Below are 24,593 nucleotides of genomic sequence, written 5' to 3' on the forward strand. Positions count from 1 at the left end.
ACCGGCTGCCGCCGATCGATCGTTCATCAGCTTCGCCATCAACCGCGCCTTCAGGCAATGCGGTCAATCGGACAGGTGTCCGCTCGTCCCGTGATGCGCGGGACCCTCACACGGAGAAAGCTTCCTACATGAACAGACAGGATCTTATTGACGCCATCGCCGCCAGCACGGGCGAAAGCAAGTCCAGAACGGGCGAAGCCCTTGATGCCATTATCGAGACGATGCAGCTCGTTGGCTTCGGCTCGTTTTCCACGGGCGCGCGTGCCGAGCGCGCCGGCCGCAATCCGTCGACGGGCGAAACCATCACGATCCCCGCCGCCAAAACCGTCAAGTTCACCCCGGGCAAGGCGTTCAAGGACGCAGTCAATGCAGCGTAAGACATCGGTCGATCAGCGACGATATGGGGCCGCGGTGCACGCGCACCGTCACAGCCGCGAGATCCGGGAACGGCGAACGCACGACGGTATGCGCCTCTCGCGAGGACGGCTGCCTTACGGACGGGCGAAGTCATCCGGGGTAAGTTCAAGCTTTGCCGCTGGATGCGCGAGCAACCTTCGCTCGGCGATGGCGCGGATGCGGCGGTAGCCGTCATTGAACCGTTTCAGGATCCGCGCATCGTCCGCGCGGCACTCCAGCCAGAAGCAGCCTTCGAGCGCGGCGAGGGTGATCACGCACTCGATGGTGCTGCCCCGGTGCACTACAGAAAAGGCCACGCCGCGACGGTTCGCGAGGACCTGCGGGGCGAGTTCGATGGTTTCCATGGTCTGACGTGGCTGCGTTCTGACAGTTCTCGAGGGAAGGTGCCGGGACTGGCTGATGCGTGATTGCCGCGGAGGCGGCTGCACCAGGCGACCATGGCGTGAAATTCAACTGCGGGCAGCTTTTTCTTCAAACGTTCGATACGCGCGAAATGGCTGGCGACGACTGCCAGTCGCGTCAACGCTGCGATTCTCACTTCCCAGTAGGCGGGCGGGAACTGCGCGGCAGTGCTCATGTGCGAGACAAGCCGTTCGAGATGGGATAGCTCCCACTCGACGAGGTGCGTGTGGTTCATTGTTTTTTTGCCGGTTATTGTCGTTGCTGACACCCGCCTTCGCGGTTGTCAGTAGAGAGGCTGGCCGGTCACCTCTGGATCGACGCGTTCGATGTCGCGCCGAACACTGCATCAGTTGGCGAGGCGCGCAGGACCGCCCTGAAGCGCAATTCGCGGTTCGGCCGAAGCGGATACAACGGGCTCCGCTCAGTTGCGCTTGAGACGGTTAGCGGTTGCATTCATTCGTGCCGGTCGTCGGCGAGCGGTCATCGTCTCGCCCGTAACCACCGTGTCGTGACCTAGGCCAGCCGGGATGGAGGACAGCAATGCGCGTGCCTGATACGACGCTGGAGTGGGCAGATCGCTCTCGTCTGTGAGCGCGCCTCAACGTTTGCCCGGTAGCCGCGCATTAACGAGTGGATTGAACCCTGAGGAGGGCTTCGATGTGCGTTTATTCGCAGGTGGTTTGTGATTACGCCGCTTCGTGCGCGCAACGTCAGGTCGTTCGATCAGGGCCTCGTCCTCTTCGGATGGTTCGTCGTGGCCCTGTCCAGCGTCCTGATTGTTCGTTGGCATGGGGGCGTCGAAGGGGGCATAGCGGCCCGCTTCGCCCGTCCTCAAATGCGCGATGATCCGCGCGAATTGACCCGCCGCCTGTTTCGGCTGATTTCCAGGCATGAGCGTCGTCACCACGATGTCGTGCATCGTACGACCGTCTACGGATCGGATTTCGACGTCGGTGTCCCACTGTACCTTCGCGCCGATAAACGCTTCCAGCACACGCTGCAGGACCGCCGGCGATAACACGCCGCCATCGTACAGCGTCACCACCGCCCGTTCAGCGACGCGAAATAGCGACGAGGTGCCTCGCACGGCCATTACCGGAAGCGCACCCGCTCATCGCCCCCGGAAAAGTGGCGGGCGCTTTCCTTTTCATCGGGCGATGGCGTGGGCGCGAGCGGGTCCATGTCCGGCGGCAAGCCGGGTGCGGGACGCGGTTGCTGCTCGGGATCGTCGAGGGGCTGATTGGCCGGGTCTGCGACCGGGTCGATTGTCGGATCGGTTTGCATTGCCTTGTTGCTGTGTCGAAGTGGATGAACAGATCATCGCAATTGACGTTCCGCCTCTGCGGTCATTCGCGCGGTGTCGCGCGACGGCGCACTCCCTTCCCTTTACGACGTGCGAGAACACCAACGGTCTGCTGTGCCAGTATCTGCTTAAGGGAACGGATCTCTCCGTCTACAGCCAGTATGACCTTGACGCCATCGCCGACAGCCCCAACGGTCGACCTCGCGCCACACACGCATTTCACTCGCCGTTCGAAGTCTCCTTGACCAAGCTCGCACTTGCTTCTCGCACCGTTACTTCTGTCCATTAAACTTTGTGTTGCACTTCACGTTTGAAACCGCCCTGGTAAAAGACTGAAAGCAGTGCCTGACCGCGCTTTATCAATTCAATCCGAGTGGATTCGAGATTCTGAGCCGCCAGCCACCATCGCGGCCTTTCTCCAAGACCTGGGCTGCAGCCCCCTGTTCTACGTGCTTCTGGCCGTCGGGTCGCGGGATGCTGAGGGTCCAGTCCAGCAGAACGAGCGCAATCTCGCCGCTCGACAGTACGCGGCGCACGGTATTTCGAATATGCGGTCGCATCGCCAGCAAATGGGCAAGCGACCGACGTAAGTCGCCAGGGCTTTCCTGCGCGACGTCACCGTTTGTCATTCGCATAGTGGCGTTATTGCTGAACACGCGAAGTAATGCATCGAGATCGCCTGCGTTCATCGCTGCATCGAAGGCGGCCGGGACGTCCGCAGGCGAGTTGCACACTACAGACTTGTCTTCTATCGCAGCGACGAACCTCGCGATGTTTTGCGCAACTTCCACTGGTGCTTCGAGTGGCGACAGGTGCCCGGTGCCGGGAAGGATGTGCATCGCCGCATGCGGAATGCGAGGCAACAGTTCAGCCTGTAACGTCGCGACCCGATCCACCTGATCCTGCTCTCCGGAGACGACGATGGTCGGCACGACGATAGACGCCACCGCTACGGAGATATCTTCGCGCATCGCGACCTCGGGCCACGCAGCCTTCGCTTGCGGTGCGGCCTTCAGGCTGTCCTCGATGACCTGTTCGCGACACGCGGCATCGAGCGGTCTCGCGGTGAGGACGCGGTCGATCACGAACTCGACCGATTCGCGTGACTGGTAAGCGCGCGACAATGTCGCGCGTTCCTCGTCGGAGAGAAGCATGGGGGAGGGCGGCGACGGCGCGACCAGCACGAGACCTTCGAGCCCTTTCGGCCTCCGCGACGCCATGAGTTGCGCGACCTTGCCGCCCATCGAATGACCGACAAGCACGAAGCGCTTCAAACCCAGCGCCTCGATCACGCCCTCGGCGTCGTTCGCCAGATCCTCGATACGGTAGCCATGCGCGGGTGCAGCGGAGTCGCCCCAGCCGCGATGGTCCGTAGCCACGATGCGGTACCGGTCCGGCAGCGCCTTCGCAACCTTGTCCCATGTGCGCGACGATCCGCCATAGTAGTGCAGGAAGACCAGCGCAAGCTCTCCGCTGCCTAGCTGCGAGACGTGAATGCGCGTACCGTTCGTTTCGATGTCCATGTCGTGCTCCTCGCTGTTTGGAAGGATCATCGTAGAGCCGCGCATGTGATTTGATAATTGCTCGAATATTGGCGACAGTCGATAATCCCGGTATCGAATCTGGTGACGTTATGGATCGACTGACAAGTCTTGGCGTGTTCGTTGCGGCCGTGGAAGAAGGCAGCTTCGCGGCGGCCGCGCGGCGTTTCGGGCTTTCGCCCGCGATGGCGGGCAAGCACGTAAGTGAGATTGAGGCACGGCTGAATGCGCGACTCCTTCAACGCACGACGCGGCGCCTGAGCCTGACGGACACGGGCCAGGCCTATTACGAGCGCTGCAAACAGATTCTCGAGACATACGACGAAGCCAACCGGGAGGCCAGCGATTCACACGGCACGGCCCGCGGCGTCATGCGCGTCGCCGCGCCCGTCACGTTCGGTGCGATGCATCTCGGACAGGTCGTTGCGCGCTATGTCGAAGACCACCCGAAGGTGAATGTCGAGGTCGTGCTCGGGGATCGTTATGTCGATCTGCTCGATGCGGGCATCGACGTCGCTATCCGGATCGGGCGACTGGAAGACCCGGCGCTGGTAACACGCCGGATCGCCCCTTGCCGGATGGTCGTGTGCGCATCGCGCGCATACCTCGAGCGGCATGGAACGCCGCGCAAGCCGCGCGATCTGCTTCAGGCGCCCAGACTCGTGTTCAGCGAAGCGGTATCCGCCGGGGACTGGACGTTGTTCGATGCGAAGGGCCGTGCACATGTTATCGAAGGACCCGTGCGGGTGTCGGCTAACAACACGCAGATGCTGCTGTCGGCCGCGCTCGCGGGCGCCGGGATTGCGTACGGCCCGACATTCGTCTTTGGGGAGCATCTGCGGAACGGGGAACTTGTCGCGCTGCTGCCGGCTTACCGTGCCACCGAGCTGGTGGTTCAGGCCGTCTATCCAAGCGCTCGCCGGATACCGTTCAAAGTGCGCCGGTTCGTCGATTACCTTGGCGAAGCGTTCGGCGACGATCCGCCCTGGGATGATTGGAGCGTGAGAAAAAACCGCCAGAAACCCAATTTGAGCTTTGGCCTTTCTTTGAACCAGATTTGACCGTTTGAGTCCGGCCAGAAGCTACTGTCCGCGCTTCGGAAAAGTGGAAAAGTCGACGCCTAAGGCCGTTGTGGGTTTTGATATCTGCCCGTCGAGCAGCGAGCGTCGAGGGGCTGTAACGGTTCAGTTATGTCGCTTGTATGAATCGCGAGCCCCGGAATGATCGACACGTTCAGTATTGAGACGCAGTGCGGCCAGGAGGCGTCATTGTGAAGTGGGACGCGTCGCCCATTCCGAAGTCTGTTTTTCTTCAGATAACCGACGTTGTAACTACCTTTCGCGTCTTCAGCGATAGCTTCCCGACCTATCGTCTAAGCACGGTTTGTCCAGCATCTTGAAGGGAAGCATTACTTAATTAAGGGGGTGCGCGTCATTCGATAGCTGGAACGAGTCAGACAAGCTCTTCTTGTTTCTGCCAGCATGCGTGACTAAATTGAGTAGGGTCTTCGATTGAGCGTCACGTTTCGGAGTGGCGAGGCCGTGCCGTAAACTGTGCCTCTGCCAGGTCTCGCCTGCGCCCTTGCGTAATTTACGGAGCCAACATCGTGATCGGCAACACGCTTCGCAAGACGAACGAGGGAATTTCCAACTTCCTCAAACTGGAGTCAGCGGGCGGGCTGATACTTGCAGCAACGGCTGCGCTTGCGTTGATCTGCAGCAACTCACCACTTCGCGTCGCTTACAACGAACTGCTAACGATTCCCGTGGAAGTTCGGGTCGGGTCGCTCAGTCTCGGAAAACCGCTTTTACTGTGGATCAACGATGGACTGATGGCGATCTTCTTTTTTTTGATCGGGCTGGAGGTCAAGCGCGAAGTGGTCGAAGGTGAACTGTCCAGTCCCGCACAAGTCGTGCTGCCCGTCGTCGCAGGATCGGGAGGCATGCTTTTGCCCGCGCTTGTCTTCTTCGTCATTAACCGTGAGAGCGGCGTGGCGATGAATGGCTGGGCGATTCCGACGGCCACTGACATCGCATTTGCGCTCGGCATTCTCTCGCTTCTCGGCGACCGGGTGCCAGGGGCGCTCAAAATATTCCTCACGGCCGTCGCGATTGCTGACGATCTCGGCGCAATCATCATTATTGCGCTGTTTTATACCGCCGACCTGTCGTTCCTGATGCTGATTTTAGCGGTCGTTGCCATTGCGTTGCTGTTTGGCTTCAACTTCTTCGGCGTCACGCGGATTGCGCCTTACGTGATTGTCGGCGTAATTCTGTGGGTATTTGTTCTGAAGTCCGGCGTTCACGCGACCCTCGCGGGGGTTGTAACCGCCTTCGCCGTTCCACTTAGAGCAAAGGATGCCGAAGGCCATGTTCCCCTGCACTGGCTTGAGCAAAACCTCCACCCGTGGGTGGCATTCGGAGTGTTGCCGATTTTCGCGTTTGCGAACGCAGGAGTTTCATTCACCGGAATAACCATAGCCGCGCTCGCAGATCCTCTCCCGCTGGGTATCGCCGCAGGCCTTTTCGTAGGAAAGGTTGTCGGGGTTTTCGGAGCGAGCGCTGTGCTGATCGGGCTCGGGCTGTCCAAACTACCTGCTGGCGTCAGCTGGTCGCAACTGGCAGGTGTCGCTGCACTGTGCGGCATTGGCTTTACCATGAGCTTGTTCATCGGATCCCTGGCGTTCGAAGGACAGGAATACTTCACGCCCATCCGATTGGGCGTGATTGCCGGATCGTTGCTTTCGGGCGTTACTGGCTATCTGTTGCTCAGGTTCGTGCCAAGGCGAGCCACAAAAGTTTCGCTTGACGGCCGCGCCGTCGAACCCTAAACCATACTTGCGATTGACCCAGTTCCAAATACAACGTAACCAGACTTCTCCATGACAAAGATCATTCTTGCGGCATCGCTGGGATTGCTACTGGCCGGCGCGCTGCTTCCTGCTAGCGCCAACGCAGCCGACAAATCCCTGATTGTCGTGGAACAGGCTCCGCCGCTGGCACGCCACGAACGCGCGCCGAAGCCACGCCGAGGCTATGTATGGGTAGAGGGTTATTGGACGTTCCGCGGCAAACACTACGCGTGGCAAAAAGGGCGCTGGGTACTTGCACGCCCAGGTTATGAATATCAGCAGGCACGATGGGTAAAAGTTCCGGGCGGATGGGAGTTGCGCCAAGGCGGCTGGAGACGTCCGGCTGAGGCACCTTTGCAGCCGCAGTAACTGAAGGGCAAACCGATTCTGTCGGTTGCAATACACAATCATCGGCTTCCACTTGCCAAAGTTGATGGCAGTTCCGCCGACCCATCTCACAGGCGGAAAATCAGGATGCTGTGCGCGATACAATGCGGCTGCCACATCCCCCGATTGTAAGAGCAATCCACACGTGCTGGATGCAGCCAGACCTCCAGGGAACGACGGCTCCCGCGACAGCTGTCAACTGCAACACGGTAATGCCCGCCGTCTTGCCGTCACCCGCATAGTATGGCTTCCCGGGGCGGCTTGGCCACAACATGGTTGTGGTTGTGCAGGGGTAGCCGCTTTCGTCAATCTGCGTCGATTACGCCCGACATGAGATGCCCTCATCACCGAAAGCGCCGAAGCCATATTGAGGAGCGACTCCATGCGAGCTTTCACACAGTCGGTCACGCAGGCACTTTTCGATCGAGGCGGACTGAAAGCCGCATTTGAGCATGTCCGGAACCTGGTCATTGCGACGGTCCTGGTCGCAGCGGGTTTCGAGACGATAAAGCGCTTCGATGTTATCGATTTTCCCGGATTGTCGAATCCGCGCTTCGCCGGCTACGTCGTAGCCGGTATCGGATGCGCACTGATCGTTCTCAACCTGCTGGCCGGGCTTAGGCAGTTGTCCAGACTGAGGTGGCATTTCGCATTGCAGACGGCGCTCACGATCATTTACATGGTCTTCTCACTGAGAATGGTCCAGTTGATTATTCTTTTCAGAACAAATTCGTGTCAATGAACCGGCCCAACGGCACTTAAGGGATCCGATCCTATCTTGATCTGTCTGCGAGCGATCCATCTTGGTGAGAGCACGTCAGCAGGCGTTTCATGTCAACGGCCTCCGGCCACAATGCGCCAGTACAGAATTTTCCCGGGAGCGGTCGTCTCATACAAACGCCCGATCATGGCGTTGATTCTGTTATCGGCGACGATGCTCGCAGGTTGCGCCATCCCGCCGCCAGCGAACCGTACGCAATCGACCGCGGTAACGCCTGAGCAGGCACAGGCTACACGGCTAGGTCGGACGGTTGCACATAAGCTGGAAAAACATCCGGGCCTTACCGGCATTGATCCGCTCGTCGATCCTCTTGAGGCATTCGCGGCAAGGATGGATCTCGCGCGCTCGGCGCAGTGCTCGCTCGACGTTCAATACTACATCTGGCGCAATGATCTGACGGGCACGCTGCTGCTCGAAGCGCTTCGCGAAGCGGCCGAGCGGGGTGTCCGTGTGCGCCTTCTGCTCGACGACAACGGCATCCCTTCGGCTCTCGATGACACGCTGGCAGCGCTTGGTGCTCATCCGAATATCGAAGTGCGCCTGTTCAATCCGTTCAAAATCCGCAGACCAAAGTTCATTGGCTTTCTCACCGATTTTTCGCGTCTGAACCGCCGCATGCACAACAAGTCCTTCACCGCTGACGGTGTCGCAACGATCGTCGGTGGCCGGAATATCGGCGATGAATACTTCGGGGCGACCGACGGTGTGGTGTTTGCCGATCTCGACGTCCTCGCCGTCGGGCCGGCCGCGACCGACGTAGTTTCGGATTTCGACCGATATTGGGCGAGTGGCTCGTCTTATCCCGTCGGGCAGATTCTCGCGACCGCACCGCGCGATCAACTGGAAGCACTGGATCGCAAGGCTCTTGCGGTGCAAGTTGATCCGGCCGCCGCCGCATATACGGCCGCGCTGCGGAAGACGACTGATGTGCGCCGGTTGCTCCAAGGTTCGCTCATACTCGAATGGGCCAAGACCCGGCTAATCAGCGACGATCCCGCCAAGGGCTTGAATGAGGCTCCGCCTGAGACGCTCATTACCCGTCAGTTGCAGGAGATACTAGGCGAGCCGACTCGGGAGCTTGATCTTGTCTCGCCGTATTTCGTGCCTGCCAGAGCGGGAACGCGTTATTTCACCGGGTTGGCGGGTCGCGGCGTCGCGGTGCGCGTGTTGACCAATTCACTGGAGGCCACGGACGTCGCGCTGGTACATTCCGGTTATGCGAGAAGGCGCGTAGAACTTCTGTCCGGCGGTGTGGAACTATTCGAAATGGCGAGCTTTCCGGACAACGCTGCAACCGGGCATCATGGGGCGGATGGGGCTGGCAGTGGGGGATCGAGCTTGCATGCGAAGACCTTCGCGATGGACGCCGAGCGTGTGTTCGTTGGATCACTCAATTTCGATCCGCGCTCGGCGAACCTCAACACTGAAATGGGTCTTGTGATTGAAAGCCCTGGGCTGGCTAGTCGCATTGAAGCCGTATTCCATTCGCTCGCACCGCAACTCGCATATCGTGTCAACCTGGACGACGACGGCAAGGTGTACTGGATCAGACGATACGGGGACGTGCTAGTACGTTATGACCAGGAACCGAACTCGACGTGGGCTACCCGACTCGGCATCTGGTTTTTCTCAATTCTTCCCATCGAATGGTTGCTGTGACTGGTGGCACAGTAGAATAATTGGCGATCCTAAACGTTGCGACGGGCGATTTTGCAGAGGAACCAATGCCAGGTCGGCATCTGGGACGTCATCATCGAGCTTGGCAGAGTGCGCGCGGACGGGTCCAATGCTTTGTTTTCTCTAACGGCCGCCGGATTCGCCAGCATCAATGACGCGTTGCCTGTTTTCCCGGCGCCACACAGACACGCTACAACCGAACCGGCCGCCGAACCAGCGGGAAAACGCGCTCAACGATGAGAAGCCCAGCAGCGAGGCAACTTCAGACAGCGGCCTGTTGCCGCTACCGACATACCGCGTCACCATTTCTACCCGCACCGAATCGACGATCGACAGATAGCTCTCGCCGTATGCGGCGAGATGACGATTCACGGTCCTGCGATCCACGCCCAGATGTTGCGCGATCCGATCGTTTGAACAGGCGCCTGACGGCAGCAGCGCCACTACCAACTTCCTTATTTTGTCGGGCATCGTTGCGCCCGACTGCAGCAGCATCGAATCCAGATAGCGCCGTACCTGCTGCGCCATGACCGGATCGTACGCTGGGATCGCCGCGTCAAGCTCGGACGCGAGACACACAATGCCGTCGAAATCCTGGTTGAATTCGACGGCTGCGCCAAATATGCGTGCATGAATCGTGGTACCGGCGGGGGCATGATGGGTGAAACACACGGCGCGCGGTTTCCAGACGGCGTCCAGCACCATGTGCAGTACGCGGTACAGGACACCCAGTACCAGCTCCGTTGCCTGACGCATCGAACCAGGTACGCCGACGATCTCCTCGCGGATGACCACCAGCCCCTCCGATTCCTCGAAGCGCATCACCACGGCCTCGTTCTGCAGCCGCAGGTAGTACGCGGCGGATTCCAGCGCTTTTCGTAGCGTCGGCTGTTCCCGCATCACAAAACCAAGCGCGCCGAGGTTCGAGATGTGGCGGGTCTCGGCCATGCGCAGCCCCAGATCCTCGACGGCGGCGGCCCGGGCCGATGTTTCGAGCAGCCGCGCGACCGCCTCGGCCGGAATCATGATGTCGGGATCGAGCAGCACGGACCGCTCGATCCCCGCGTCGCCCAACTGCTGATACGGATCGAGGCCCACCAACCGGGCCACTTCGACGTAATTGGTGAGGGCGGCGCTGCGAAGCAGATAGGACATATCGTTTTCCCGTGGTGTCCCAAAATGTAAATTCTTTGCCCCAATCCGTCAAACGCCTTTTTGCCGAGATCCGATACTTGTCACCGTGGACACACCACTAAGCAACACACCGATTCTTTCTGAAAGGCAGAGGGCACAGGCAATGAGAAATGAGACGAACGGCAGCACCGCGTCAGTGTGCGATCAGCTGCGCGCCACGGGCAACTGGAATCCTGCGTGGGACGCCATTGCCGAACTCGATCCCGTCTGGGCCGAGAAATTCATGACGATGGGCGCACACACCATGATGTCCGGTGTGCTTGAGCCCAAGGTGCTGGAGTTCATTGCCATCGCAGTCGACGCGTCCTGCACGCATATGTATGCGCCGGGCACGCGCCGGCATATCCGCAAGGCGCTCGAACTGGGCGCCACCAAGGAAGAGATCGCTGCCGTTCTGCAAGCCGTAAGCGTCCTTGGCATTCATTCGTCGAGTCTCGGCGCACCGATCCTGCTGGAGGAACTGGCCGCGTTCGAGCAGGCAAAAAGCGGGGGAGCGCAGGCCGCTGCCTGACGCCATCCAACACCTACCCATTCTTAAGGAATACAACCCATGCATTTCATGGATGATTCGCTGCTACCTGAAAATCAGGAGAAGCTCGTAATTCAGGTCGCACCGTACGGGCCGCAATGGATCCCGGGCGATTCGGACGATATCCCCGTCACGATGGACGAGCAGGTGCAGAAAGCGGTCGACTGCTACAACGCGGGCGCAACGGTGCTGCATGTGCACGTGCGCGAAGAAGATGGCAAGGGCAGCAAGCGTTTGTCGAAGTTCAACGAGATGCTTGCCCTTCTGCGCGAAGCGGTGCCGAAGATGATCCTGCAGGTCGGCGGCTCGATCTCGTTCGCGCCGGAAAGCGACGGCGAGATGGCCAAATGGGCGAACGACGACACGCGCCACATGCTCGCGGAACTTAGCCCGCGTCCCGAACAGGTGACCGTCGCGATCAACACGGGCCAGATGAACATCATGGAGTTGCTGACCGAGGCCGACATCGCCGGCACTTCGTTCATGAACCCCGCGCTGCAGGCGGCTTACCGCGACATGGTCTCGCCGTCGAATCCCTCGTGGCATGTCGAGCACGTCAGGCGGCTGTTCGCCGCCGGCATCCAGCCGCAGTTCATGTTGGGCAATCTGGCGCAGCTCGAAACGCTCGAGCGCCTGATCCGCAAGGGCGTCTACACCGGTCCGGTAAACCTCAATTACGTGGCAATCGGTGGTGGCGCGGCAGGGCTGCACCCGGCCGACATGCTGGAGTTCGCGCGCCGCACGCCCGACGGCGCCGTGCTCACGATCGAAACGGTGGGCCGCAATGTCGTGCCGATGAACACGATGGCCATCGCGCTGGGCCTCCATGTGCGCGTCGGCATCGAGGACACGCTGCTCGGTCCGGATGGCAGACGTGCAAGCTCCGTGCAGCAGATCGAGCAGATGGTGCGCATCGCGCGCGAGCTCAATCGTGACGTCGCAACTGCGGAGGAGGCACGCGGCATCTATCAGATCGGTACTCAATGGAAGTCGGTTGAACAGACGCTCGACAACCTGCGCATGGTGCCTAACCGGGCAACTGACCCGCGCGGCGAGCGGGCGCGCAAGGTTGCCTGACCGGCATGACGAGATGCGGCGCGGTTGCATACCGCGTTGCGCCTCGTGAGCACACCAATCCTTCAGGCATGGAGACAGATGATGTTCTGGAAGAAGAGCCCCGCTGCCGTCGCGGCGTCCCTGCTGATGATTCATCTGCTGGCGCACATCGACCGCAACATGCTGCTCGGGTTTTCGCCGCAAATCGTCCGGGATCTGGCGCTTAGCCACACGGAATACGGATTTCTCGCCGGTGCAGTATGGGTGCTGAGTTTCGGCGTGATGGCGATGTTCATGGGTACGCTTGCCGACCGCTTCAATCGCCCCCGGATCATCGCCGCCGGCGTGCTGATCTGGAGCGCTTGCACCCTGGCGTCGGGTCACGCCCAGAGCTTCGAACAGATGGTGGTGGCCCGGTTTTTCGTCGCCAGCGGCGAGGCGGCACTGGTCCCCGCCGCGGTGGCCCTGCTAGCTGAACTCTTCTCCGGGAAGCGGCGCGGCACGGCGATGGGGCTCTTCTTCATGGGCATTCCGCTGGGTGTCGGCTGCAGTTTCCTGCTTGCTGGCAGCTTTGGCGCCACGCACGGCTGGCGATCCACGTTCTATGCGCTGGGAGTGATCGGCATTGCGATCGCGCTACCGCTGGCATTACTCAAGGAAGACCGTAGCGTGCTCGCACCGCAGGAGCGCGGCGCACCATTCGTCGAGCAGGCGCTCGCCGTATTGCGCACGGTTGGGGGTAATCGAGCTCTCGGCTTCACGATTGCTGGTTTCGTGCTGGTGCACCTGGTTTTTGCCAGCTTCTCCTTCACACAGGTGTGGCTCGTCGACGAGCGGGGCATGAGCGCGGCTGGTATTGCCACGCGGATTGGCGTGTTGCAGCTGGTATTCGGCACGCTTGGCGCGGCCGCGGGGGGCGCGGCGGGGGATCGCGCAGCGAGGAGGCTGCGCGGGGGACACGCCAGTTTCATGGCGTTGCTCGTCGTCGTATGCGCGCCGCTGATCCTGTCATATCGATTCATGCCAATCGGCTCGCCCCTGTTTTATATAGGAATGTGTGCCGGATTCTTCCTGCCGATGGCGGTCTATGGCGCGGCCCTTACAGCCATAACCGGTATGACGCCGACAAACATGCGCTCGACGGTGACCGGCTTCACGATGTTGCTGATCAATGTATTCGCGCTCGCCATTGGGACGGTGATCATCGGCATGCTGGCTGACCATTTGAGGCGAACGGGCAGCACCGCACCGTTGACGGACGTCCTGCTCGTCAACGATGTGCTGGCGATCAGCTCGGCCATATGGTTCGCCCTCGCGGGGCGCGCCTCAGGCAGGAAGCGCGTTCCCTCAGCCGAAAATGTTCAACCTGTGAGATCTTGAAAATGCAAAACCAACCTCAGAGGCTCGAAGGGCGCGTCGCGCTCGTCACCGGTGCCGGTCGTGGCCTGGGCGGGGCCATTGCCATCGACCTCGCCCGCGCGGGCGCTCACGTCGCGATATGCGATATCGACATGCCGGCGCTCGAAGCAACGCGCGCAGCGGTGGAAGCAGCCGGCGTGCAATGTCTTGCGCTACGCTGCGATGTCACGTCGAGCAGCGAAGTCGCGCGGCTGTTTGCCACCATCGCGGAGCGCTTCGGCACGCTGCATATCCTTGTCAACAACGCCGCGCGTGTACCGCACACCCCGCTTGATACCAGGCGTCGCAACGAACACTACGCCTATATGACTACGCCGGTACCGCGGCAGTCGCTGGGCTTTACCAGCACCATCAGCGACGATGAGTGGCATCGCTACTGGGACGTCAATGTGCACGGTCTGTTCTATTGCACGCGCGAAGCGCTCCAGCTGATGCAACCACAGCGCGACGGCAGGATCATCAACATCGCGTCGATCGCCGGCATGTCTGCGATGAGCGCGCACAGTCCGCACTACTGTGCGACCAAGGGGGCGGTGATCGCTTTCACGAAGTCGGTTGCGGCCGAAGTGGCGGGCGCCAACATTTTCGTCAATGCGATGGCGCCGGGTGGGGTGGCCACCCCCGAATTTACGGAATACTTCGAGGCCGCAGGAAAGGAAAAGCGCAACCAGTTCTGGCAGCTGGTGCCCGCCGGGCGCCTGGGCACGATGCAGGAATATGCATCGATGGTGACGTACCTCGCTGGCGATCATTATCTCGTCGGCCAGGTCATCAGCCCGAACGGCGGCGTCGTGATCTGACCGGACGTGCCACGTGATCAGAAGCGATGCCATCATCGATCCCTGCATCAATATCTGCAGGATGGACCTGAACGGTCGGTTCTGTCAGGGTTGCTGGAGAACGCTCCGTGAGATCGGTATCTGGGACCAGTTGACTGACCAGCAGAAGGCCGAAGTCGCAGCGGCGGTCGAACGCCGCCGCCCCACATTCGCGTGCCGTGTCACGCCGCGCCGCGACTCCACTGTATTAAAGAACGGACTGCCAGAATGAACGGATTGATGCTGCAAAAGCAGTTGCTGGTCTCCTCGCTGATCATGCATGCGGATCGCCATCATGGCGATACTGAAATCGTGTCACGCAGGGTCGAGGGCGACATCCATCGCTATACGTACAGCGACTGTCACCGTCGCGCACGTCAGCTGGCCAATGCGCTTGCCAACCTGGGCGTCAGGCCATCCGACCGCGTCGGAACGCTGGCGTGGAACGGCTATCGTCACATGGAGTTGTACTACGGCATCTCCGGCATGGGCGCGGTGATGCACACGATCAATCCGCGCCTGCACGCGGACCAGATCACCTACATCGTCGACCATGCGGAAGACCAGTACCTCTTCTTCGATCTGACATTCCTGCCGCTGGTCAAGGCCATTGCCGACCGCTGCGAGGCAGTCAAGGCGTTTATCGCGCTGGCCGACCGCGCGCACATGCCCCAGGACTCCGGCATCGCCAGCCTGCTTTGCTACGAAGACCTGATCGAAGGAGGTTCGCCCGACTACGTGTGGCCGAATTTCGACGAGGATACTGCCTGTACGCTGTGCTACACGTCGGGTACGACGGGCAACCCGAAGGGTGTGCTGTATTCGCATCGTTCGTCGCTACTGCACACCTAAGCCGCGGCGTTGCCGGATGCGCTGAACTGCTCGGCACGTGATGTGGTCCTGCCTGTCGTGCCGATGTTCCATGTCAACGCATGGGGCTTGCCATACGTCGCTTGCATGGTTGGCGCGAAGCTGGTGTTTCCGGGCCCGGGACTCGACGGCAAATCGCTGTACGAGCTTCTCGAAGCTGAACAGGTCACATTCGCGGCCGGCGTGCCGACCGTATGGCAGGGCCTGCTCGCTCATCTTGAACGGGAAGGCCGGACGTTCTCGACCCTGAAGCGTACCGTGGTTGGTGGCGCAGCCTGTTCGCCCGCAATGCTCCAGAAGTTTCAGGACAGCTACGGCGTGGAGGTCCTGCACGCGTGGGGCATGACCGAATTGAGTCCGCTCGGCACCATCGGCACGATGAAACACAGGCACCTGACGATGTCCCGGGAGGAGCGTTGCGCCGTGCAGTCGAAGCAGGGGCGCGCGGTATTTGGCGTCGATATGAAAATCGTCGACGCGAACGGGCACGAACTGCCGTGGGACGGCGTGACTTCGGGCGAATTGCTCGTGCGCGGACCGTGGGTCGTGCGGAACTACTTCCGCAACGAGGGTGGCAATCCCCTTCGCATTGATACCGACGCGCACGGATGGTTCCCGACCGGCGATATCGCGACGATCGATGCAGACGGCTTCATGCGGATCACCGACCGCAGCAAGGATGTGATCAAGTCCGGCGGCGAATGGATCAGCTCGATCGACATCGAGAACATCGCAGTCGCGCACCCGGCGATAGGGAGCGCGGCCTGTATCGCGGCACGACACCCGAAGTGGGACGAGCGACCGCTGCTGGTCGCCGTGAAGCGGCCCGATGCACAGGTGACAACGGAAGAGCTGCTGGCGTACTTCGAAGGAAAGATCGCGAAGTGGTGGATGCCGGATGCCGTCGTGTTCATCGAGTCGCTGCCAATGGGCGCCACCGGAAAGGTGCTGAAAAGCCGGCTACGAGAAACGTTCCAGGACTATCTACTGGTCTGATCTGCGGGCCGGGGGGCATTGAATCGAGTGGGATGGAATTCGTTGCGCATTGATTAGATATACTGAACAGGAGACAAAATGAAGGCGAAGTGGTTGGCGGTGGCCGTGCTGGCCGCAACGGGAAGCACTACATACGCGCAGTCGTCGGTGACGCTGTATGGCGTCATCGATTCCGGCTTGTTGTATCAGAGCGCGAATGCGGCGAACTTCCAGTCAAAAGTGAATCTCGGACATGTCTATGCGCTCAAGGACGGCGGGATCTATTCCAGCGTCTGGGGTCTCAAGGGCAGCGAAGACATCGGGGGTGGCTACAAGGTCAACTTCAAGTTGCAAGCGGCGTTTAACAGTTCGAATGGCAAGTCGGGGTTGGCCGACACGCCGGGCGCCGCAGCGATGTTCAACCAGCAGGCGACGGTGGGCGTGTCGAGCCCGTTCGGCACGATCGACATGGGCCGGCAGATCGTGCCGATGATTTATGCGATGGCGGATACCGACGTACGCAACGCCCAATACTTCGGCAGTATCCTGACGGCATGGCTCGGCATGAACCAGGCTGCGGGGTGGCAGGGCCTGAGCACGAACGGTCCGATCGGCGCGCTGTATGACGACAACGCGATCGTCTATCGTTCGCCAAAACTCTATGGCCTGTCGCTAGCGCTCGAGTATTCGCCCGGCGGCGTCCCGGGCCAGTTCCAGGGCGGTACGCGTGAGTCCGCCGTGCTGCAGTATTCGAACTATGGTCTGAACCTGGCGGCCGCTTATTACAACGGCCATGACACAAATCCATTCACGCAGACCGGCCCCACGACAATTGTCACTGCGCCGTCGACCGGCCTGGCCAACAACCGCTTCTGGTACCTGGGCGCGCAGTACGCCTTCCACGATTTTTCCGTGTCGACGTCGTACAGCATCGGCAAGAACCCCGCGAACAGTGGCCAGGCAAACTTTGAGATGATTTCCGGCGGGCTCGGCTACAGGTTCAGCCCGGCTTTGAAGATCACCTCGGGCTTCTATTACCTGAAGGATCGTAACCACTCAGCCAATCAGTCGGATGAGTTCGCGCTGGGCGCCGAATACAGCCTGTCCAAGGCCACGCTTACCTACGCGCAGGTCGGCTACGTCAACAACCGCGGCAATATGAGCCAGACCATCACCTACGGTGCGCCTGTTCCGGAAGGCAGGTCAACCACGGCGGCGATGGTCGGTATGCGCCACACCTTCTGATCCCCCTCGCACAGAAAACAACGGGAGCATGGAATGAAAACAAACTGGGCGCTCACGATCGCGGGCGGCGTATTGGTCGCCTCGGCATCTGTTCATGCCTGGGCGCAGGCGGGCGCAATCGCAGCGAGTACCGCTTCGAGCGGACCTGCGATCGCGGCCTCGGGCGGCATGTCGGCGAAAGATATCCGGAAAGCCGATCGTGCGCTGCGCCGTAAGGTCTATTCTGCGATCGTCACGCACAAGGAGATCAACGCTGGCAACATCAGCGTCATCGCGAAGGGCGGCGCAGTGACGCTCGACGGAACCGTGGTCGATGCATCCCAGATCGACAAAGTGAGCGAGATTGCGAAAAGCGTTCGGGGCGTCACATCCGTCACCAACAAGTTGACGGTCAAAAAGCCGTTTGGCGGGCAGTAACTGTCTCCGGCCTTTGGCTCTTGCCGGTTGGTGCGAGATGCAGCACTAGAAGGGCGCGGTCGATATTGGCGGAGAACTCAATTACGAGGCACGGGTCCGGCGGCTAGGGGGGCGGCGCAATTGCGGATGTATTGCCGTCGTCGGAATTGACCGGGCAGGTGGCGCGCGAACTTTTGCGGCGTGGTCTGAATTGCCCGCCCGATTATTGCAATTCACTGACCCGCTGACGGAAGATCGGTCGAAGTGATCGCGCGAATGGCCGTTGCAGTTGAAAAAGCCGCCGTCGAGGCGGCGCCGGGTCGAACGGCGGGAGTGGGTCGTGAAGACTCAGTCGCACTTGCACGAACCCGACATTCATCTGCAACGCATCGCGAATGACAGCAGAGCAGCATGTAGCAGCCCCACGGAGCCTGACTAGCGAACGTCGGCTTTGGCCGAATAACTGTCTTTGAGCGAAGGCAGGGAATTGTGAGTGCTCTAGTGAATGCCTTTGAGACTGTATATGTTTGATCGGCAGCGAAGGTACTAGCGTGACGGCATAAAAGTCGAGCCAATCGCCACCCGACGTCCGAGCCGGTGTAGATCGCAGTGCCTTGTCACGCAAAGGGGCAGACCGTCAAAAATTTAAGTGTCTGCATGTCAAGGCGACACGAAATGGTTGGACATGGAGCGGACGGGTCCGAAATCGGCGTGCTCGAGCCGTAGAAAACGACACGAATTGGTTGTCAAACCGCGACAATAATTGGTGAACTCTACAACTCCTTTAAGAGTCGCGACCTGGCTACGGAGCGCGACTACAATCGACGGCCTTTGTACGACTTAAGGGACGCTGGATAACGCCTCTCCGTTCGTTCAGCGAATGTTTGCAGTCTGCGAATCTCGTCTGCTCGTACACGGTATAGTCGAACCCCGGCCACTCAAGTCATAACTCCCTCAAACCGCCCCTTTCTTTGTCATTTCGGCGTCTTCATCTTTGCCCTTTTCATTTGCCTTGTACTCGCTCAGCCGGTTGTAAATCGTCTTGAGGCTGATGCCTAACACCTCCGCCGCACGTGTTCGATTTCCGCCGCAATGCTCCAGCGTGGCAAGTTTCAGTTGACGATCCACATCTTCGAGCGCCGTGCCGAACGGAATCGTGACCGTCGAGCGCACGGCAAAAGGATCCGGCGATATCTGTACAGGAACAATGGCTGTTTCGTGGGTATCGGGGCGCGACATGATGTATGCGCGCTGCACATAATTTTTCAATTCCCTCACATTGCCGGGCCAACGATAAGAGAGCAGCGTATCCTTGATTGCTGTCGGAAAGTGCTTTTTCGTACCGTGCTGGTCGTTCAGTTCATCGAGGAACGACTGTGCGAGCAACTCGATATCGTTGCCACGTTCGCGCAAGGGCGGGAGGCTGATGGGGACCACGTTGAGGCGGTGATACAGGTCGAGCCGCAGCTTGCCCTCGGCGACGGCCTTCTCCGGATCGCGATTGGTCGCGGCGATCAGACGCACGTCGGTGCTGATTTCTGCGGTCGTTCCAACGCGCATGAACATGCCTGTTTCCAGCACTCGAAGCAGCTTGACCTGGAGTCCGATCGGCATTTCAGTGATTTCGTCGAGAAACAGCGTGCCGCCATTTGCGCGCTCGAAGTAGCCTCTATGCTGCCGCTCGGCGCCGGTGAACGCGCCACGTTCATGGCCGAACATCTCGGACTCGATCAGGTTTCGCGAAATGGCACCGCAGTTCACGGCTAAAAAGTCATGCCTGTTTCGTGCGCTCAACTGATGCAACGTCTGGGCAGCGACTTCTTTCCCGGTGCCGGACTCACCCACCAGCATTACCGAGAGCGCTGTGGGCGCGACGCGCGCGATCTGGGCATAGATCTTCTGCATGGCCGGCGAGCTTCCAGACATCAAGCCGAGGCGACCCATGCGGCGCAGTTCGCCGCGCAGCGTGCCGATCCCGGCCTTCAGGTCGCCAGTGCGCGGCAGACGGCCCAGAATGGCCTTGACCCGCTGCAAGTCGACCGGTTTCACGAGGTAATCGGAGGCACCCATTTTCAGCGCGTCGACAGCCGATTCGACGGTCGCGCGGCCAGTGACGATGACAAACTCGACTCCCTGGTGCGGATCGAGATCTTCGAACAGATCGGCGCCCGTGCCGTCTGGCAGATAGAGATCGCAAAACACGACATCGGGCACCTGGCGAACGAGCTGGATGCGTGCCTCGCGCAAATCACTCGCGGTAGCCGTTGTCAGACCGTCTTCCGCGATCATCGCAGCGAGTGCATTCCGGCTGTCCGGATCGTCGTCGACAATTAGAGCGTGGACCATATACGACAGTCACTTACATGATTCACAGATCAAGCAAGCGGAATACCTTGTCAATGACCACACCTGAAGCAACGCGAAGCAATTATGTCCAGAGAGGGGATCACTCCGGTAACTTGTGCCTTTTCGGACTCAAATCGATGCGTCGATGAGTGTGCCCCACTCGAAGTCAACCCGATCGGGAAACATCGGCACCACGCCCGCGCCGGGTGTGAAGGTCAGTTCGCCAAAAAACAGGGCATTGTCGGGCGCGTAGAGATCGACACGCACGTAGTCGAAGTCGCGCGAGAGCTTGTCCGCTGCTTCGAGGATCTCGGCCAGATTGGTCGGCCGCGTATCGGGCGTCGCGTTGCGTGCATATTCGCCGATCGTGACGTCGAGATGATTCCAGTCGCTGTCGTATACGTTGCCGCGCGGAAACGGGCCGAAGCGGTCGGAGATCTGAACGATGTACATCACGGGACGCATGCCTTTGCGGCGGAAGACATGCACCTTGTAGTCGGGAGGTACCTGCCCCGAGCTATCGAGCAGCAATTTTTCGAAGAAGAGTCGCGGCCCGATTTCCTTGTAGTGGCGTTCGCGCGAGACATGATAGAACTCCGTTGCGAGCCAACGGTCGGCTAGCTTTTTCAGATGCTCGTAACTCACCTTCGACTTGTCGCGCACGATCTCGACGAATGTACTGCCATGATTTGCTTTCATGACAAACGATTGCGGCAGTGAGTCGAAAACGTCGCGCGTGAAGTTATCGGGCACTGCGATCAATGGAATCAGATACGACTCGCCAAGCGTGCGCGCAACGTAATCGCGCACAGCAATCTTATCGGTCAATCCGGCATAGCGCGGATCCGGCTTCAGACTGCGCATGAGTATGTGTTCGTTGAACGTGCGCGGCCGTCGCAGGTTAGGGTAGCGGCCAACCAGTTTCCGGTGCAGTAGCGACAGAAAAATCGGATCGGGCAAAAACGCCTTCATCTGTTTTTTCAGGTGCTGCGCGGTACGTTTCGTTATCCCGACAACAGTGCCCGTATGTTCTGCTTTCCCCAATTGCGTCGCATCGTCGTGCGGATAAGCGAGAACATCGTTCGAAGGTCGTAGCCTGCGAGACATTGGTATGGCCTCCATGATCTTCAATGCGAGCGAACACCAGGGCGAACGCGTCGCAATGCGGCGAACTCACAGATGTGGTTGTATGGGCGACAGGGTGTCCTGCGTCGGCCGGCCGAATGCCGGACCGACGCACTTCAACCTGTGAATGTGGATGACATCAATACGGTGCGTCCGTGGGCGCGCGGCTACGGACTGGCGACACGATATATGCCGGCTCAGTGGACAGTTCGACGCGGATTTCACCGACGTTAATGACCGCCCCTTTGGGTGCATTCGGACCGTCGACTCTTTCCAGCGTCACATAGTAGTCGCGCGATCCTCCATTGCCCGTCTTCAGCAATGAAGCCGTGGCGGGATAGTCGAGCATGACCATGCCGTGATGCGCGGCGCCGGCGATTTCGAACGCGCCGAACGTGCCCAGAAGGTTCTGTTGGCGCGCTGTATCGGTGTCGAACTTGTCGGGCAGATTCAGATAGACGTTGTAGTAATAACCACCCGCCGCGCCTGCCGGCGTCAACGAGATGTCGTCGAACACGACACGTATCGAACGATATCGCCCGGCTGCTGCTGCGTTGACGGATGCCGTTGAGTTACGCACGCCATGTTCAGCGGCCGCGAGCGGCGCGGCGGTCGCGGAGAGCAACTGCTGAACAGGCGCTGTCGACGCGGCCTCGCCCGTAACACGTGCCGTCGTCGACTGTTCGCGCAGTGCGACAGCCTTCACGCCGCCGATCGAGCGCACGCCCGTGTCGATGTTGCGCGCGGCCGTCGCGGCGAACGAGCCGGTTGACGGGCGACTGCGCGACGGACCGATGCTCGCCTGCACGCGGATGATGCGTCCCACCTGGGCCTGCGGCGGCATGGATGTCGGACGCGACGCACTGTCGTAGTCATAGCCGAGGCGAGTGCGCGCGGAGTAGGTCTGCTCCTTGAGGATCGTCAGACCGGTCGCGTAAGTGAAGGTGCCTGCCCAATACGGATCGCTCGGCACAGGCATTGTTCTGCCGTCGGGCAGCGCCCATGCATGCCACAGACGGTCGACATTCGCGTGATGCAGATAAAAGATCGGATCGCGAGGCGACTGCATCGTGGCCATGGAATTACCGATGATGTTGTGCACGGGGTTGTGCGGCGCCGTCTCGAACTTCTCTTCAAACGAGTTGACCGTGCCGCGCTGGAAATTGACCGTACTCGCCGCCCATGGAGAGAGATCGAGTGCGTTATACACATTGGTGTTGAGGCGCGGACAGTAAAGTGGATTGCCGCTCGCCTGATCCGTGAATTCAGCGGGAACGTGCGGATTCGTGAACCAGTCCCAATACGGCAACGTGAAGCCGACGTCGCCGGAAACCAGCCTTATTTGCCGTTCGAGGTAATACAGATAGCCTCGATGCCACGCAAGAAAATACGGTTGCTTGTGCGGGCAATAGTTCACGTGAACATTGGTCCAGTACTGCCACGAATTCGGGTCGGCAGCGTTTGTATTGGCCTGCATGGTCCGAACTGCATTGAGAAACGACGCATAATGCGGTGTCGTTTTGAATTGCTGCCATTCGACGCGGATGACGTTAGTCGTGGCTGCCCGCGCGTAAAACGGTAGGGTGGCCCACGTAATAGCCGATGCAGCACCGCCCAGAAACGCTCTCCGGTTGATTCGATACGACATGATTCCTCCACTTGTCGGGGGGTGCTAGATGCGTACGTTTCGTGGCGCGTGTATGAGAACCGGTGTTCCACGCGCCTTTATATCGGTGCTTCAGGTCAGAGAGCGAAACTCCTCTTTGGATCGTGAGTCGTTCGGGGACTCCGACTTGAGACACACGGTCAGATGGGTCAATTCCGACAGTAACCTGTCGCCGTCATGCTACTAGAGGGATGCCAAACGCTTAACTAATTTAGTTAATCAATTGAGGACATTCGTGGCCGAAAAAGCTGACAACGATTGCATATATCGCGAGAACCCGTCTTTTGCCGCCACTTTGTCTTGCAACGGGTAATTGGGGCATAGAGACAATCGAATTGTCGCCGAGCGCAGTTCAATTGATACGGCGTTGTTCGTTAGCTCGCTGTACGCCAGCCGGAGTCCAGTGGCAGTAGTCGTAACAAGAGCGACACAAGCACCCGCGAAGAGTCGGTGTTGAGGTATCCGGTGCGCTTTGAACCGGTTGAGGGCGGCAGATTCGTGGTGACGTTCCGCGATGTCCCGGAGGCGATCACTCAGGGCGAGACGATCGAGGAAGCGCTGGTTATGGCCGCTGATGCGCTGGCCACTGTGATGGACTTTTACTTTGAGGACCGAAGACCCGTGCCGATCCCTTCGGAGGTGGAGGAGGGCGAGGAACTGGTCGCGTTGTCGGTAAGTATGTCGGACAAAGTACTGGCGTTCAACAGACTGCTCGCAATGACGTAATCGGTCCGTGTTGCGCGGCGAGAGTCTACGCGCGATAGCAACGAGCGGGCGTGAGTGGCGGCAGCGCCGCCACTCGTCCGGCCGGTTACTGCAGCCAGCGCCACTTCGCTAGCGTCGCATGACACCCATCACAAGCGTCACCAGGAAAATGACAACGAAGATAACAAACAGTATCTTCGCGATGCTGGCTGCACCAGCAGCAATCCCGCCGAATCCGAAGACGGCGGCAACAATCGCAATAATGAAGAAGACTAACGCGTAATAAAGCATCGCATGCACCCTTTCAAAGTTAGCGCCAGTCCGGCGCCGATGGTACGAGTTTCGCAATGTTTGTTCCCAGGCCGTCAATCGCCAGCGGCACATAAGTGCGAAGTTTGAGCGTCGACCCGGTCGATGGTGGTGCCGGGTATCCAGCGCAATTCCCCCGCGCACACGCCCGATGCTCAAGACGAGTTGCACAGTCGCCAGCGGCTTGCGGGCGGGCAGATTGCGAATGCGCCGTAGTCCTTCAACCTGTCGCAGATTCTCCTCACCATCAGAGGTGGAGGAGACATCACGACGAGCAAGGTATGCCCATCTCTCGGAGCAGTACTGCGGACACTACATTCCGACGAGGGTACGCTGTACCAGTTTTCGTGGAAGATCGCGATCTGTTCGCCGTGACCCGCGTATTCCGCGCGGTCCGACTCGTGCTCTTGCAATAAATCGCTCCCGCGGTCGGCGGAGTGCGCTAATGGAAACAAAAACAATTGCATGGGATAGGGCAAAAAACCGGATTCCAGCAGCGACCTTCGCGCGTCACGTGCATCACGAAATGAGCGAAATATCGCGCGGAGATGTTGATCGGATTTCACGACTTCTTCCATTTC

At 59.8% G+C, this 24,593-nt stretch carries 24 protein-coding genes and 2 pseudogenes; 16 read left to right on the forward strand and 10 right to left on the reverse strand.

Features of this window, described 5'->3' with window-relative positions:
• The first annotated feature begins 128 nt into the window (after positions 1-128).
• Entirely contained in the window at positions 129-377 is a 249-nt protein-coding gene (locus QEN71_RS19245; protein WP_201650598.1) for an HU family DNA-binding protein, read from the forward strand.
• Between the two features lie 114 nt (positions 378-491).
• Here the strand turns inward: QEN71_RS19245 and QEN71_RS19250 are convergent, their stop codons facing one another.
• The 3 genes from QEN71_RS19250 to QEN71_RS19260 form a co-directional block, all read right to left on the reverse strand.
• A complete protein-coding gene (locus tag QEN71_RS19250) occupies positions 492-761 on the reverse strand; it encodes a DUF1488 family protein (RefSeq protein WP_201650544.1) in 270 nt (89 codons plus the stop codon).
• 656 nt (positions 762-1,417) lie between these two features.
• Positions 1,418-1,906, reverse strand: coding sequence for a hypothetical protein (locus tag QEN71_RS19255; protein ID WP_201650542.1), 489 nt, complete (start codon positions 1,904-1,906; stop codon positions 1,418-1,420).
• 5 nt (positions 1,907-1,911) lie between these two features.
• Entirely contained in the window at positions 1,912-2,103 is a 192-nt protein-coding gene (locus QEN71_RS19260) for a hypothetical protein (protein WP_201650541.1), read from the reverse strand.
• A gap of 107 nt (positions 2,104-2,210) precedes the next feature.
• Between QEN71_RS19260 and QEN71_RS19265 the strand changes: the two are divergent.
• A pseudogene (locus tag QEN71_RS19265) lies at positions 2,211-2,411 on the forward strand (IS30 family transposase); the annotation flags it as partial.
• A gap of 70 nt (positions 2,412-2,481) precedes the next feature.
• On the opposite strand, the gene QEN71_RS19270 reads toward QEN71_RS19265, so the two are convergent.
• The gene (locus QEN71_RS19270) at positions 2,482-3,645 is read right to left on the reverse strand and encodes an alpha/beta fold hydrolase (RefSeq protein ID WP_201650539.1); all 1,164 of its coding nucleotides are present in this window, start codon (positions 3,643-3,645) and stop codon (positions 2,482-2,484) included.
• 110 nt (positions 3,646-3,755) lie between these two features.
• On the opposite strand from QEN71_RS19270, the gene QEN71_RS19275 reads away from it, so the two are divergent.
• From QEN71_RS19275 to QEN71_RS19295, 5 genes are all read left to right on the forward strand, one after another.
• On the forward strand, positions 3,756-4,724 hold the full coding sequence (locus tag QEN71_RS19275; protein ID WP_201650537.1) for a LysR family transcriptional regulator: 969 nt from the start codon (positions 3,756-3,758) through the stop codon (positions 4,722-4,724).
• 545 nt (positions 4,725-5,269) lie between these two features.
• A complete protein-coding gene (gene nhaA, locus QEN71_RS19280) occupies positions 5,270-6,493 on the forward strand; it encodes a Na+/H+ antiporter NhaA (RefSeq protein WP_307791679.1) in 1,224 nt (407 codons plus the stop codon).
• A gap of 51 nt (positions 6,494-6,544) precedes the next feature.
• Positions 6,545-6,883, forward strand: a complete 339-nt coding sequence (locus QEN71_RS19285) for a YXWGXW repeat-containing protein (RefSeq protein WP_201650535.1) — start codon at positions 6,545-6,547, stop codon at positions 6,881-6,883.
• Between the two features lie 400 nt (positions 6,884-7,283).
• On the forward strand, positions 7,284-7,643 hold the full coding sequence (locus QEN71_RS19290) for a hypothetical protein (RefSeq protein ID WP_201650534.1): 360 nt from the start codon (positions 7,284-7,286) through the stop codon (positions 7,641-7,643).
• Between the two features lie 165 nt (positions 7,644-7,808).
• Complete coding sequence (locus QEN71_RS19295; protein ID WP_233471798.1) at positions 7,809-9,341, forward strand: phospholipase D family protein; 1,533 nt, start codon at positions 7,809-7,811, stop codon at positions 9,339-9,341.
• Between the two features lie 141 nt (positions 9,342-9,482).
• On the opposite strand, the gene QEN71_RS19300 is transcribed toward QEN71_RS19295, so the two are convergent.
• Entirely contained in the window at positions 9,483-10,514 is a 1,032-nt protein-coding gene (locus tag QEN71_RS19300) for an AraC family transcriptional regulator (protein WP_201650530.1), read from the reverse strand.
• A gap of 142 nt (positions 10,515-10,656) precedes the next feature.
• On the opposite strand from QEN71_RS19300, the gene QEN71_RS19305 reads away from it, so the two are divergent.
• The 8 genes and pseudogenes from QEN71_RS19305 to QEN71_RS19340 all read left to right on the forward strand — a co-directional run bounded on the left by QEN71_RS19305 (position 10,657) and on the right by QEN71_RS19340 (position 17,882).
• The gene (locus QEN71_RS19305) at positions 10,657-11,064 is read left to right on the forward strand and encodes a carboxymuconolactone decarboxylase family protein (protein ID WP_201650527.1); all 408 of its coding nucleotides are present in this window, start codon (positions 10,657-10,659) and stop codon (positions 11,062-11,064) included.
• Between the two features lie 39 nt (positions 11,065-11,103).
• Entirely contained in the window at positions 11,104-12,159 is a 1,056-nt protein-coding gene (locus tag QEN71_RS19310) for a BKACE family enzyme (protein ID WP_201650525.1), read from the forward strand.
• 78 nt (positions 12,160-12,237) lie between these two features.
• Positions 12,238-13,518 carry an MFS transporter gene (locus tag QEN71_RS19315; protein WP_233471797.1) on the forward strand — a complete coding sequence of 427 codons (1,281 nt, stop codon included), beginning with the start codon at positions 12,238-12,240 and terminating at the stop codon, positions 13,516-13,518.
• A gap of 2 nt (positions 13,519-13,520) precedes the next feature.
• Positions 13,521-14,357 (forward strand): SDR family NAD(P)-dependent oxidoreductase, encoded by an 837-nt coding sequence (locus QEN71_RS19320; protein WP_201650523.1) that lies wholly within the window; start codon positions 13,521-13,523, stop codon positions 14,355-14,357.
• Between the two features lie 13 nt (positions 14,358-14,370).
• Positions 14,371-14,607: a DUF1289 domain-containing protein gene (locus QEN71_RS19325; protein ID WP_201650522.1), complete on the forward strand. Its 237-nt coding sequence runs from the start codon at positions 14,371-14,373 to the stop codon at positions 14,605-14,607.
• Positions 14,604-16,241 (forward strand): annotated as a pseudogene (locus QEN71_RS19330) (3-(methylthio)propionyl-CoA ligase). The gene QEN71_RS19325 and the pseudogene QEN71_RS19330 overlap by 4 nt, the downstream one beginning before the upstream one ends.
• 78 nt (positions 16,242-16,319) lie before the next feature.
• Positions 16,320-17,465, forward strand: a complete 1,146-nt coding sequence (locus QEN71_RS19335) for a porin (RefSeq protein ID WP_201650521.1) — start codon at positions 16,320-16,322, stop codon at positions 17,463-17,465.
• 33 nt (positions 17,466-17,498) lie between these two features.
• Positions 17,499-17,882, forward strand: a complete 384-nt coding sequence (locus tag QEN71_RS19340; RefSeq protein WP_201650520.1) for a BON domain-containing protein — start codon at positions 17,499-17,501, stop codon at positions 17,880-17,882.
• Between the two features lie 933 nt (positions 17,883-18,815).
• On the opposite strand, the gene QEN71_RS19345 is transcribed toward QEN71_RS19340, so the two are convergent.
• The 3 genes from QEN71_RS19345 to QEN71_RS19355 form a co-directional block, all read right to left on the reverse strand.
• Entirely contained in the window at positions 18,816-20,207 is a 1,392-nt protein-coding gene (locus tag QEN71_RS19345; protein ID WP_201650519.1) for a sigma-54-dependent transcriptional regulator, read from the reverse strand.
• 129 nt (positions 20,208-20,336) lie between these two features.
• Entirely contained in the window at positions 20,337-21,179 is an 843-nt protein-coding gene (locus QEN71_RS19350) for an ATP-grasp fold amidoligase family protein (RefSeq protein WP_233471796.1), read from the reverse strand.
• Positions 21,180-21,471: 292 nt separating this feature from the next.
• On the reverse strand, positions 21,472-22,809 hold the full coding sequence (locus tag QEN71_RS19355) for a tyrosinase family protein (protein WP_201650517.1): 1,338 nt from the start codon (positions 22,807-22,809) through the stop codon (positions 21,472-21,474).
• 654 nt (positions 22,810-23,463) lie between these two features.
• On the opposite strand from QEN71_RS19355, the gene QEN71_RS19360 reads away from it, so the two are divergent.
• On the forward strand, positions 23,464-23,724 hold the full coding sequence (locus tag QEN71_RS19360) for a type II toxin-antitoxin system HicB family antitoxin (protein WP_233471795.1): 261 nt from the start codon (positions 23,464-23,466) through the stop codon (positions 23,722-23,724).
• A 108-nt stretch (positions 23,725-23,832) separates the two neighbouring features.
• Here QEN71_RS19360 and QEN71_RS19365 read toward each other — a convergent pair whose 3' ends face one another.
• Both QEN71_RS19365 and QEN71_RS19370 read right to left on the reverse strand, forming a co-directional pair.
• Positions 23,833-23,994 (reverse strand): DUF1328 domain-containing protein, encoded by a 162-nt coding sequence (locus QEN71_RS19365; protein ID WP_201650511.1) that lies wholly within the window; start codon positions 23,992-23,994, stop codon positions 23,833-23,835.
• 173 nt (positions 23,995-24,167) lie between these two features.
• Positions 24,168-24,590, reverse strand: a complete 423-nt coding sequence (locus QEN71_RS19370; protein ID WP_201650509.1) for a hypothetical protein — start codon at positions 24,588-24,590, stop codon at positions 24,168-24,170.
• Positions 24,591-24,593: the final 3 nt, after the last annotated feature.

Source organism: Paraburkholderia sabiae, from assembly GCF_030412785.1.
GTDB classification, from domain to species: Bacteria; Pseudomonadota; Gammaproteobacteria; order Burkholderiales; family Burkholderiaceae; genus Paraburkholderia; species Paraburkholderia sabiae.

What these genes read in the sequence shown, in the direction of transcription:
- QEN71_RS19320 (WP_201650523.1), top strand. Translation starts at nt 13,521, where the DNA reads ATGCAAAACCAACCTCAGAGGCTCGAAGGGCGCGTCGCGCTCGTCACC.
- QEN71_RS19355 (WP_201650517.1), bottom strand. Translation starts at nt 22,809, where the DNA reads ATGCAGGCCAATACAAACGCTGCCGACCCGAATTCGTGGCAGTACTGG.
- QEN71_RS19310 (WP_201650525.1), top strand. Translation starts at nt 11,104, where the DNA reads ATGCATTTCATGGATGATTCGCTGCTACCTGAAAATCAGGAGAAGCTC.
- QEN71_RS19345 (WP_201650519.1), bottom strand. Translation starts at nt 20,207, where the DNA reads ATGGTCCACGCTCTAATTGTCGACGACGATCCGGACAGCCGGAATGCA.
- QEN71_RS19275 (WP_201650537.1), top strand. Translation starts at nt 3,756, where the DNA reads ATGGATCGACTGACAAGTCTTGGCGTGTTCGTTGCGGCCGTGGAAGAA.
- QEN71_RS19290 (WP_201650534.1), top strand. Translation starts at nt 7,284, where the DNA reads ATGCGAGCTTTCACACAGTCGGTCACGCAGGCACTTTTCGATCGAGGC.
- QEN71_RS19335 (WP_201650521.1), top strand. Translation starts at nt 16,320, where the DNA reads ATGAAGGCGAAGTGGTTGGCGGTGGCCGTGCTGGCCGCAACGGGAAGC.
- QEN71_RS19370 (WP_201650509.1), bottom strand. Translation starts at nt 24,590, where the DNA reads ATGGAAGAAGTCGTGAAATCCGATCAACATCTCCGCGCGATATTTCGC.
- QEN71_RS19365 (WP_201650511.1), bottom strand. Translation starts at nt 23,994, where the DNA reads ATGCTTTATTACGCGTTAGTCTTCTTCATTATTGCGATTGTTGCCGCC.
- QEN71_RS19270 (WP_201650539.1), bottom strand. Translation starts at nt 3,645, where the DNA reads ATGGACATCGAAACGAACGGTACGCGCATTCACGTCTCGCAGCTAGGC.
- QEN71_RS19245 (WP_201650598.1), top strand. Translation starts at nt 129, where the DNA reads ATGAACAGACAGGATCTTATTGACGCCATCGCCGCCAGCACGGGCGAA.
- QEN71_RS19295 (WP_233471798.1), top strand. Translation starts at nt 7,809, where the DNA reads ATGGCGTTGATTCTGTTATCGGCGACGATGCTCGCAGGTTGCGCCATC.
- QEN71_RS19315 (WP_233471797.1), top strand. Translation starts at nt 12,238, where the DNA reads ATGATGTTCTGGAAGAAGAGCCCCGCTGCCGTCGCGGCGTCCCTGCTG.
- QEN71_RS19340 (WP_201650520.1), top strand. Translation starts at nt 17,499, where the DNA reads ATGAAAACAAACTGGGCGCTCACGATCGCGGGCGGCGTATTGGTCGCC.
- QEN71_RS19350 (WP_233471796.1), bottom strand. Translation starts at nt 21,179, where the DNA reads ATGAAGGCGTTTTTGCCCGATCCGATTTTTCTGTCGCTACTGCACCGG.
- QEN71_RS19300 (WP_201650530.1), bottom strand. Translation starts at nt 10,514, where the DNA reads ATGTCCTATCTGCTTCGCAGCGCCGCCCTCACCAATTACGTCGAAGTG.
- QEN71_RS19250 (WP_201650544.1), bottom strand. Translation starts at nt 761, where the DNA reads ATGGAAACCATCGAACTCGCCCCGCAGGTCCTCGCGAACCGTCGCGGC.
- QEN71_RS19285 (WP_201650535.1), top strand. Translation starts at nt 6,545, where the DNA reads ATGACAAAGATCATTCTTGCGGCATCGCTGGGATTGCTACTGGCCGGC.
- QEN71_RS19305 (WP_201650527.1), top strand. Translation starts at nt 10,657, where the DNA reads ATGAGAAATGAGACGAACGGCAGCACCGCGTCAGTGTGCGATCAGCTG.
- QEN71_RS19260 (WP_201650541.1), bottom strand. Translation starts at nt 2,103, where the DNA reads ATGCAAACCGATCCGACAATCGACCCGGTCGCAGACCCGGCCAATCAG.